Source organism: Streptococcus dentapri, from assembly GCF_042649885.1.
In the GTDB taxonomy this organism is placed as follows: Bacteria; Bacillota; Bacilli; order Lactobacillales; family Streptococcaceae; genus Streptococcus; species Streptococcus dentapri.
The window spans coordinates 1-10,164 of record NZ_JBHSAC010000058.1 but is presented as its reverse complement, the minus strand read 5'-3'; the positions used below and the strand labels follow the sequence as shown (position 1 = coordinate 10,164).

Genomic DNA, 10,164 nt, shown 5'->3' with positions numbered 1-10,164 from the left:
CTCCTGTTTCTAGTTTACTAGATTTCAACAGGAGTGTTTTTCTTCTGTCTCATGTTAGGGGGGCAGTGCCTTAACCTTCTTTTTTATGTAACAAAATAGCCAAATCATCTGGTTTTTATTAAAAATTTTGTTAAACTAAAAGGTATGAAAAGAAGTGTAGAACCCAAGAATGATTTAAAAATTAGTCAGCATCAGCAGGAAAAGTGCCAGCAGTTTCAACAGAATTCCCCTAAAGAGCAAGCACTCCTATTTATAGGAGATTCTATCATTGAGTTTTTCCCGCTTAAAAAGTTTTTAGGGCAGAACTTAAATTTGGTCAATCATGGGATTGCTGGTATTTCTGCCAACTGGCTCTCGGAGCACGTTCAAGAGGTGTTAGGCCAGCAAAATCCTAATAAAATTTTTCTACTTATTGGTACTAATGATATCGGTATGGGATACGCCTTAGATGAAATCATTGGCCATATTGAGAAAATTATCAATGAGCTGAGAATCCATGCCTATGGCAGTTCGATCTCACTTATATCCATTCTACCGGTCAATGAATCGCCAGACTATCAAGCCAAGGTTAAAATTCGGCGAAACAATACTATCAGAGCACTCAATCACCGATTGGAAAATCTAGTTGGGATTGAGTTTATCAATGTCTACGGTGCCCTCTTAGATAATTTGGGACAGTTGGCAGAGCCATATACTCAGGAGGGCCTTCATTTGACTCAGGAAGGTTATGAACAGCTAGCAAGGGCTCTTAAACTGTATCTGTAACAAAGAGAAGGGATTAGTTATTTTTGGTATAATAAGCGTAAGATTATAGGAGAATCAGATGCGAATCGGTTTGACAGATGCTCAGCAAAATATGTCTACTTGCCAGAATTATTGAGAAAAGACTGATTTAAGGCGCCCAATGTAGTGATTAAAACGATTGAAAGAAAGGAGTAAGAAAGTTATGAAAGACTATGCAGCCTTTTACCAAAGATTAACAGCAGGTCTACGCACTCGGCCTTGGATGATTTTTTTGCTAAAAGCTTTGAATCGTTGGCTGACTAAAACCATGCATTTCATCTATCCTGTTTTGCTCCTTTATTTGCTAGTATTTGGCCGCTTCCAACAATTTTGGGCTGATAGTATCATACCGGCCTTGTGTTTTGTTGTGCTCAGCCTTTGCCGCTACTGGCTCAATCAGCCTCGCCCTTATGAAATTTGGGAAATTGAGCCTCTTATCTTCAAAGATACCAAAGGGCAGTCAATGCCCAGCCGTCATGTGTTTTCCGCTGTTATCATTAGCATGTGTGCCTTGGAAATCAATACTTACTTAGGTCTTATCTTGCTTATCCTATCTGGTATTTTAGGTCTCTGTCGTATTTTAGGTGGGATTCATTATCCTAAGGATGTTTTAGTCGGTTATGTCATCGGCTTGTTCTGCGGAAGTATCTTGTTGTTTATATAAGGATAATTTAAAGGAATCTGTCATGTGTAGGTTCTTTTAGTCTGTAGGTTTTCCCAGTTAATATCATAGGATACTATTATTTTACGCCTTGATAGTATTGGTTTTTCTGATCTGTATCGTGTTATGCTTATATTAGCAGAGGTAGAAACTATGATAAAAATGATTGCAACAGATATGGACGGAACGTTTTTGCGAGATGATAAAACCTATGATTATGAACGTTTTGTAAAATTATTAGAGGAATTAGAGCGCAGAGATATCAAATTTGTTATAGCTAGTGGCAACCAATACCGCCAATTACGTTTGAACTTTCCAGAATTTGATTCGCGTTTAACTTATGTAGCAGAGAATGGTTCTCATATTGTTGATAAGAGCGAGACGATTATTGAGCAATTCATCGAGCGCCAAACCGCCCTCGACCTCATTGACTATATTCAGCAGTCTTACCCGCAGGCTTTGATTACCCTAGCAGGGAAAGTCTCATCCTATATGCTGAAGTCAGCTGATCCAGAGAAGGTCGCTATCCTACGACAGTACCTACCTAAATTGACCTTTTTAGATTCTTACAGTCTCCTACCAGCTGATCATATTTTTAAAATCACCCTCTTGGTTAAGGAAGAACAGACACAGGAGGTCATGGATAAGATTGCTGAGATATTTGCTCAAGATCAGTTGACAGGGACCAGCAGTGGGTTTGGCTGTATTGATGTCATTACGACCGGTATGCACAAGGGCTGGGGGCTTAGTTATTTATTAGACTATTGGAAGCTTACTCCTGAAAATCTGATGGCTTTTGGTGATGGAGGTAACGATATCGAGATGCTTAAATTAGCTTCGGCTTCTTATGTGATGGATAATGCTCCAGCACCCATCAAGAACTATGGCCAGCCTGCACCCTCAAATAATGAGGATGGTGTCTTAGAAGTCATTGAGAATTATTTACAAAATTTATCGTAAATGCTCCCATTCTTGGGCTGTGATGTGCTTGAACCATTATTATTTTCATTAGTGATTAGTTTTTTAAAGTATTGCAAGTCTATTGACATCGTAGCATAGTATCTTAATCTAATAGGATTTTATAGGAAATAGGTAGTTATTGATCTTATAATATAAATAAGCAGAAAGGAAGGGGCGACAGTTGGGGATTTATGCTTAGCAAACCCGATTCTTATTGGAGTTGGCAGATTGATTTTACCATTTGCTCTCGCAAAGATTTAGAAAGAGTTGATCGCTTCTAATGCTGCAAATATTTTGAATGATTAGATACAAAGAAAGGTTGAACAATCTTAGTTCAAACATTCTCTTTGTTATAAAGGAGACAGGATGTCTAAAAAGTTGTATTTACTCAGACATGGCGAGACTTTATTCAATACGCAAAAGCGTGTGTAGGGCTGGTGTGATTCTCCGCTCACAGAGTTAGGGATTAAACAAACCAAGCAGGCACGTGACTGGTTTAAAGTGAATGACGTTGATCGCAGTAGGGTTTACTCCTCGAGTCAGGAAAGAGCTGTCGATACTGCTCATATCCTTGCCGAACATGATCAAATTATTCAAGTCAAGGGGCTCAAGGAGATGAATTTTGGAAATTTTGAAGCCCAACCAGAGCAGCTTTTGCCTCAATTTCGTCCAGGAGCCCGTTCTTTTGAAGATTTGCTTGTTCCTTATGGTGGCGAAGATATCATTCAGGTTGGTAAACGCGTCTATAATGCTGTAATAACCATTGCTCAAAATGACAGTGCAGATCAAATTCTTATGGTTAGCCACGGAGCAGCTCTCTGGGGCTTAATTCTATACTTGGATCTCCCTTTCCCAGAAGGAGTGTCCTTTGGGAACTGTAATATTTGTGAATATCTCTATGAAAATGGTAGCTTACTACTAACCAAGGTCATTGATCCTTTAGCTAAGAAAGAGGTGAATTTATGAAGACACTCTACCTTATGCGTCATGGGCAAACGCGATTTAATCAGCAAAAACGGATTCAAGGGGCATCTGATTCACCTTTGACGGAATTAGGGATTGAGCAGGCTGAGCTAGCTAAGAAATACTTTGAGGACGAGGGACTTAGCTTTGATGCTGTCTACGCTTCAACTCAGGAACGGGCTGGTGATACCGCCCAAATCGTCAGTGACCGTACTGATATCACTAGGTTGAAAGGTCTCAAGGAAATGGATTTCGGAGCCATGGAAGCCCAGCCCGAATACCTGAATCCTCCTTTGTATAAGGATGGGACTGGTTATCGCGATGCTTTTGTTTTTTATGGCGGTGAAGATAGCATGGCTGTTCGTCAACGCATGGTTGATACTCTGACAGAATTGATGGAAAATATAGAAGACGGTATCCAAATACTGGTAGTCAGTCACGGCGCAGCCATCTCGCAATTCTTTCGAGGAGTGCTGGAAAAAGCTCCGGCTATTCATGGAATGAGTAACTGTGCCATTCTCAAATTTACTTTTGAAAAGGGGAGATTTGAGATGCACTATGTCTATAATCCCGTTCAGGGAACCTACGTTTATAAGAAAAAGTGAACTAAGGTCTGCTAACGAGAATTACAGTAATTAGAACAAAAAGAATATCTTCATTCTTTTCAAGAGACCTAGTAGAAAAAATAAAGAAGAGCGGCAATAAGAGTTTTGTTTGATGTGACATGGCAACTCTCTTTAATGTGCAACAGCATCGTCTTCTGGGGTCAGACTCACCACCAACTCAACAAGGTATTGACGAGGCTAAATAAGTGTATTTTTCAATATCATACCTTAGAATTGGTTACTACTGCAAGCATTATACCTGCTATAAGAAGCTCAAGGAGATAAATTTTTGAAACTTTGAAGGCCGGCGGATTTGCCCCCATCATGTTCATTGATGTAAGGTTGAAAATCACTATGTGGTGCATGGCGATGAGGATACACAGGTGCGTGTCAAGTTTACAGTTACTCACCCCCAAGAAAACAACAGTAATGGGGTTCTTTTTATTCCAAAAATAAAATCTTCTGCCCTTTTAGGGACAGAAGATCTCAAACTGATGTTTGAAGTTAAGTCTCGTTTAGGAATTATTTCGCTTGCAGATAAAGATAAAAAGTAAATCTGCAGTTTGTCCCTACTCTAAGACTTTTTTGCTATCTATTGATTAGTTGAAATACCTTTAGGTTCTAGATGGCGTTGAATAACTCCTAAAATTAAGTCAGAAATCACAGCCATAAAGGCAGTTGGTATAGAACCGGCTAGAATAATAGCACCACCGTTAGTGGCATTGGTTCCACGGATAATGATATCTCCTAAGCCGCCACCCCCTACAAAAGCACCAATTGCTGTTATCCCTACAGCAACAACCAAGGCATTGCGAATACCTGCCATAATAACGGATAAAGACAGAGGTAGCTCAACCATCAGTAATCGCTGCTTGTTAGTCATACCCATACCTTTAGCTGCATCAACCAGATCAGTATCAACACTTTTAATACCAGTATAAGTGTTGCCGATGATAGGGAGCAAAGAATATAAGAACACTGTTGCAATAACTGTCTTAGTACCTAAACCGAGACCGAGCATGATAATAGAAATCATAGCTAGAGAAGGAATCGTTTGAATGACATTAGCAGTCCCTATAACCACCCCTTTTAGTTTTCCTTTTTTAGCAATCAATATCCCCATTGGAATACCAATGAGAGCGGCCAAAAGTACACCATAAATTGATATTAAAAAGTGTCGCCAAAATTGTGATAAGACATAGCTGCTATTGTGATTGAAATAATAAACTAATTGCTGCGCCATATTCATATGACTCATTAGTCATCACCTCCTCGGAAATAATTGTGTTTTTTCAGAAATTGATGAGCAACTACTGATGGTTCAAGTAATTGATCATCAACTTGGTAGTTCAATTTTTGCATTGTCTCAAGGTCAATTTTGCCATCCAAACGGTGCAGCAAAGATTTTAATTTAGGATATTTTCTTAAGATGCTATTGTTAACTACCATTGAGGCATCGTAAGGTGGAAAGAAATGCTTATTATCTTCTAGTATGGTCAGATTATAACTCTGAATACGACCATCTGTAGAATAACCTAAAACGACTTGCATCTTGTTATTTTCAACAGCATCGTAGACGAGACCAATCTGCATGGGATAAATATGAGTAAATGAAAAACCATAGGCATGATTGAAATCTTTGTAACCATCCCCAACACGTTTCATCCAAGTGCTGTCGACCCCAGCTTTAGCGGTTGTTGAGACTTTTTGTAAATCAGAAATTGATTTTAGATTGTTTTCTTGAGCAAATTTACTGGTAACCATAAAGGCATAGGTGTCAGCAAATCCATAACTTGGGAACCAAGTCTGATCAAAACGTTTGCTAAAAGCTTTTTTCACAAGTTTAGCTGCTTTAGTAGAGTCTTTTTCAGCAGGTAAACCGAGTGTTCCCGTCAAATCAGTGCCTGTATAGCGACTAGCTGCAATGTCTGCATCTTTTCGCATAAGAGCTTGGTGCACAACGTTTGTTGAGCCAAGATTGGATATTAAGGTTGTTTTATAGCCCAATTCATGACTAATTAATTCACTAATCATGTTGGCCATGATATTAGACTCTGTTGTACTCACTGCTGCGATTTTAATATTGCCGGAAGTCTTATTTTTAGCATTCTTAAAATGATAGCTTGTGAGTACAAGTGCAGGTAGCATCAAAATGATGATTAAAACGTAAGTTAATTTTTTCATCTTACAAACTCCTCTTTTGCCGTGGCGTTAAATAGGTTTCAAGATGTCCCAGAAGATAATCAACGATGAGAGATAGAAGAATAACAGGAATTGTTCCACCAATAATAAGAGAAGGCTGAAACAAACTTAGGCCGCTGAAAATTAAATCTCCCAGTCCCCCTGCACCAATATAAGAGGCCAAAGTTGCCCAGGCAATCACATAGACAGCTGATAATCTAATCCCAGTCATAATAACAGGCACTGCCAGAGGAAGTTCTACTAAGAAAATGGATTGAATTGGCTTCATGCCCATTCCCTTGGCACTATCTTTTAATATGGGATCTATATTGTTCATTCCAATATAGGTATTTCTCATGATTGGTAAAAGAGAATAAACAAATAAGGCAATGATAGCAGGGGTTCTTCCGATACCAAAGAAGGGGATCATTATAGCCAGTAAAGCTAAGCTTGGGATGGTTTGTAAGATACTGGCTAGGCCAATGAAGAATTTGGCTAATTTAGGAAACCTTGTTAGTGCGACTCCCAGTGGAACCGCGACGATAATTCCTAAAAATAGGGCCACTGCAGAAATATAAATTTGCTCCCATGTTTTAATGAGCAACTCATTGCCATATTGTGCTAGAAATTCGCTCATAATGTTTCCTCCATATCTTGGCTGCCCCAGATAATATCATAAAGCATATCAACTAGAGATGACCGCGTTACGATTCCTTTTAAGTGCCCCTCTGCATCAACGACTGGGACGTATTTGAGACCGCGTTTCAAGATACGGTGAGCTGTATCGCGCAGAAGTTGGTCTTCTTCTAAGTAAAAAGTGATTTCGTTTAAGATGTCAGCGACGACAAGATGTTTTCTGTAGTTATTATTTAGGGAGTCAATATCAATAATACCAAGTAGTTTGTTATCTTTATCTGTCACCAAGAGAGAGTCAACGCGTTTTTGTCGCATCAAGGAAATAGCATCATTTAGAGATCTATCAGGTGTAATGGAAACATGGTTTTTTAACATAATAGTTTTTACAGGAGTCACATCAGCGCGTGCCTGAATCAGACGCTCCTCACCAATCATTTTTTGAACAAATGGTGTTGCAGGTTGGCGTAATAATTCAGTAGGACTGGCCTGTTGAACCATATGCCCTTCATCCATGACAACAATTTTAGTAGCTAATTTTAAAGCTTCATCCATGTCATGTGTGACCAATATAATGGTTTTTCCTGTTTTTTCCTGCAAGGACTTCACCAAATCTTGAAGCCCTTCACGAGTGATAGGATCTAAGGCGCCAAAGGGTTCATCCATCAAAATAATGTCTTGATCAGCAGCCAAGGCTCTGACAACACCGATACGTTGTTGTTGCCCCCCTGATAATTCATAAGGATAACGATCCAAAAAGTCCTCAGGCAATTCAACGAGCTTTATAAGTTCTTTAGCCTTAGCTTTTTTCCTTTCTTCTGGCCACTTTAACAGTCTAGGGACAAGTGTAATATTTTCATAAATAGTCATATGGGGCATGAGACCAATATTTTGAATAACATAGCCAGTTTTACGTCTCAGTTGAACAGGATTGAGTTCAGAAATTTCTTCTTCCTTGATAAAAATTTGTCCATTGCTCGGTTTTAACATGCGATTAATCATCCGCAGAATAGTTGTTTTACCAGAACCACTGGTGCCAATTAAACAAACAAATTCGCCTTCCATGATTTTTAAATTAATATGTTCAACAGCAATATTTTCGCCATAAACTTTATTGACATCTTTAAATTCAATAACCGCTTCTTTACTCATCTTCCCCTCCTTAACAGTACTTAATCTGTTTTAATTTGAGTGATATAGAAATTTAAAATTTATACTATTGTTATATCAAAATTATGTTACAAAAATAATACAAACATATTGGGTTTGAACTTTTCATTATGTAAAAACTCTCCTTTTAGACTGTAATGACTATAACCTTTAGAGTAAACTGGAGGTTAAGTTAGAGGGAGACAGAATCTATCTAGATGACCTCAAACAAGAGTTGCAATAGTTGACTGGTTTATTCAAAATTTTAATGAAACAAGAATTCTCCTATGACTCAAGCAGGAATTGAGGCTATGCAGCAATAGGTCAGCTTATCGCTCTAATGCTAATATTTTAATAGTCATGCTACAGATATAATAAGAGAAAAAAGTCTTTGGAGGTGTTCTGGTAGATTTTAAATAAACAACAGGATATGATTGTCTGGATGATTTTGCCCTTCAATTTACGGCATATCCTTTTGGGGAAGTTTTGAGAGATGCGAGCCTAAAATCCGCAGTCTCATCACAGTTTTGAACTTTATGGGATGCGATTTAGTAGATAATTCGCTCAATTTTTAAAAATCGTTAGATAGTATCAAAAAATCTTATCATAGGATAGGATTTTTTTCTTTTGGGGCTTATACTAGTAAATAAAGAAATAAAAAGAGGTGTTGCTAATGAGTGATTATAAAAAATTTCCGAATGGCTTTCTCTGGGGTGGCGCAACGGCTGCTAACCAATGCGAAGGAGCCTATAATGCAGATGGTCGCGGTCTGGCTAATGTAGATGTGGTTCCAATTGGAGAAGACCGCTTTCCGATTATTGCTGGGAAAAAGAAGATGTTTGATTTTGAAGAAGGCTATTTTTATCCAGCTAAGGAGTCAATTGATTTTTACCATCATTATAAGGAAGATATCGCCCTCTTTGCCGAAATGGGCTTTAAGACCTTTCGAATGTCTATTGCCTGGAGCCGGATTTTTCCCAAAGGTGATGAACTAGAAACTAATGAAGCGGGCTTGGCCTTTTATGAGGATGTCTTTAAAGAGTGCCGTAAATACGGCATTGAACCCTTGGTAACCATCACCCATTTTGATTGTCCCATATACCTGATTGAACATTACGGTGGTTGGCGTAACCGTAAGATGATTGACTTTTATGAGCGGCTCTGTCATGTCATTTTCAATCGTTATAAAGGTTTAGTGAAATATTGGTTAACTTTCAATGAAATCAATATGATTCTTCATGCACCATTTATGGGAGCAGGACTTTACTTTGAAACTGGTGAAAATGAAGAAGAGGTCAAATATCGAGCAGCTCATCACGAACTAGTGGCCTCAGCTCTTGCGACCAAGATTGCCCATGAGGTTGATCCTGAAAACAAAGTTGGATGTATGCTAGCAGCTGGTCAATACTATCCTAATACTCCTAATCCAGTAGATTATTGGCAAGCCATGGAAGAAGATCGTGAAAACTATTTCTTTATCGATGTTCAGGCGCGTGGTGAATATCCTAACTATGCTAAGAAGAAATTTGAAAAACTTGGCTTAAATATTGAAATGACACAGGAAGATTTGGAATTGCTAAAAGAACATACCGTTGACTTTGTATCCTTCTCTTATTATTCAAGTCGTGTGGCTTCAGCTGATCCAGAATTGACCGAAAAAACAGCTGGTAATATCTTTGCTTCGCTCAAAAACCCTTATCTCAAAGCTTCAGAATGGGGGTGGCAGATTGATCCATTAGGTCTGAGGATTACGCTCAATGCTATCTGGGACCGTTACCAAAAACCTATGTTTATTGTTGAAAACGGTCTAGGGGCTGTTGATACTCCAGATGAAAATGGTTATGTTGAAGACGACTACCGAATCGATTATTTGCGAGAGCATATCAAGACCATGAATGCTGCTATCAATGAAGATGGTGTTGAACTGCTAGGTTATACGACTTGGGGTTGTATCGATCTTGTATCAGCTGGTACAGGTGAAATGAAGAAACGTTACGGTTTTATCTATGTTGACCGCGATAACCAAGGCAAAGGAACCCTTAAGCGCACCAAGAAGAAATCCTTTGACTGGTACAAAAAAGTCATTGCTTCAAATGGATCAGATATTGACTAAGATCTCGTCATAATTCCCAAAGAGCGACTTTGAAAGAAGTCGCTCTTTATTATGGCTTCGAGCCAGTTTTTCTCGTAGAGAAAAACAATAAAACCACCAGCTATGCTGGTGGCTGC

General features: G+C 38.7%; 10 protein-coding genes and 1 pseudogene. 7 read left to right on the top strand and 4 right to left on the bottom strand.

Features of this window, described 5'->3' with window-relative positions:
* The first annotated feature begins 144 nt into the window (after positions 1 to 144).
* The 6 genes and pseudogenes from ACFOSE_RS07095 to ACFOSE_RS07070 all read left to right on the top strand — a co-directional run bounded on the left by ACFOSE_RS07095 (position 145) and on the right by ACFOSE_RS07070 (position 4,526).
* Positions 145 to 765 (top strand): GDSL-type esterase/lipase family protein, encoded by a 621-nt coding sequence (locus tag ACFOSE_RS07095; RefSeq protein ID WP_380432000.1) that lies wholly within the window; start codon positions 145 to 147, stop codon positions 763 to 765.
* Positions 766 to 946: 181 nt separating this feature from the next.
* A complete protein-coding gene (locus ACFOSE_RS07090; protein WP_380431999.1) occupies positions 947 to 1,447 on the top strand; it encodes a phosphatase PAP2 family protein in 501 nt (166 codons plus the stop codon).
* 150 nt (positions 1,448 to 1,597) lie between these two features.
* Positions 1,598 to 2,404, top strand: coding sequence for a Cof-type HAD-IIB family hydrolase (locus ACFOSE_RS07085; protein WP_380431998.1), 807 nt, complete (start codon positions 1,598 to 1,600; stop codon positions 2,402 to 2,404).
* A 366-nt stretch (positions 2,405 to 2,770) separates the two neighbouring features.
* Positions 2,771 to 3,370: pseudogene (locus tag ACFOSE_RS07080) on the top strand (histidine phosphatase family protein).
* Positions 3,367 to 3,972, top strand: a complete 606-nt coding sequence (locus tag ACFOSE_RS07075) for a histidine phosphatase family protein (protein ID WP_380431997.1) — start codon at positions 3,367 to 3,369, stop codon at positions 3,970 to 3,972. Before ACFOSE_RS07080 ends, ACFOSE_RS07075 begins: the two are co-directional and overlap by 4 nt.
* Before the next feature lie 356 nt (positions 3,973 to 4,328).
* Positions 4,329 to 4,526: a hypothetical protein gene (locus ACFOSE_RS07070; protein WP_380431995.1), complete on the top strand. Its 198-nt coding sequence runs from the start codon at positions 4,329 to 4,331 to the stop codon at positions 4,524 to 4,526.
* Positions 4,527 to 4,564: 38 nt separating this feature from the next.
* On the opposite strand, the gene ACFOSE_RS07065 is transcribed toward ACFOSE_RS07070, so the two are convergent.
* The 4 genes from ACFOSE_RS07065 to ACFOSE_RS07050 are packed head-to-tail and all read right to left on the bottom strand — an operon-like array spanning position 4,565 to position 7,938.
* On the bottom strand, positions 4,565 to 5,230 hold the full coding sequence (locus tag ACFOSE_RS07065; RefSeq protein ID WP_380431993.1) for an ABC transporter permease: 666 nt from the start codon (positions 5,228 to 5,230) through the stop codon (positions 4,565 to 4,567).
* Positions 5,230 to 6,156, bottom strand: a complete 927-nt coding sequence (locus ACFOSE_RS07060) for an osmoprotectant ABC transporter substrate-binding protein (protein ID WP_380431991.1) — start codon at positions 6,154 to 6,156, stop codon at positions 5,230 to 5,232. Before ACFOSE_RS07060 ends, ACFOSE_RS07065 begins: the two co-directional genes overlap by 1 nt.
* Before the next feature lies 1 nt (position 6,157).
* Complete coding sequence (locus tag ACFOSE_RS07055) at positions 6,158 to 6,790, bottom strand: ABC transporter permease (RefSeq protein WP_380431989.1); 633 nt, start codon at positions 6,788 to 6,790, stop codon at positions 6,158 to 6,160.
* Positions 6,787 to 7,938: a betaine/proline/choline family ABC transporter ATP-binding protein gene (locus ACFOSE_RS07050; protein WP_380431988.1), complete on the bottom strand. Its 1,152-nt coding sequence runs from the start codon at positions 7,936 to 7,938 to the stop codon at positions 6,787 to 6,789. The genes ACFOSE_RS07055 and ACFOSE_RS07050 overlap by 4 nt, the downstream gene beginning before the upstream one ends.
* 670 nt (positions 7,939 to 8,608) lie before the next feature.
* Between ACFOSE_RS07050 and ACFOSE_RS07045 the strand changes: the two genes are divergently transcribed.
* The gene (locus tag ACFOSE_RS07045; protein WP_380431986.1) at positions 8,609 to 10,048 is read left to right on the top strand and encodes a 6-phospho-beta-glucosidase; all 1,440 of its coding nucleotides are present in this window, start codon (positions 8,609 to 8,611) and stop codon (positions 10,046 to 10,048) included.
* The last annotated feature ends 116 nt before the right edge of the window (positions 10,049 to 10,164 follow it).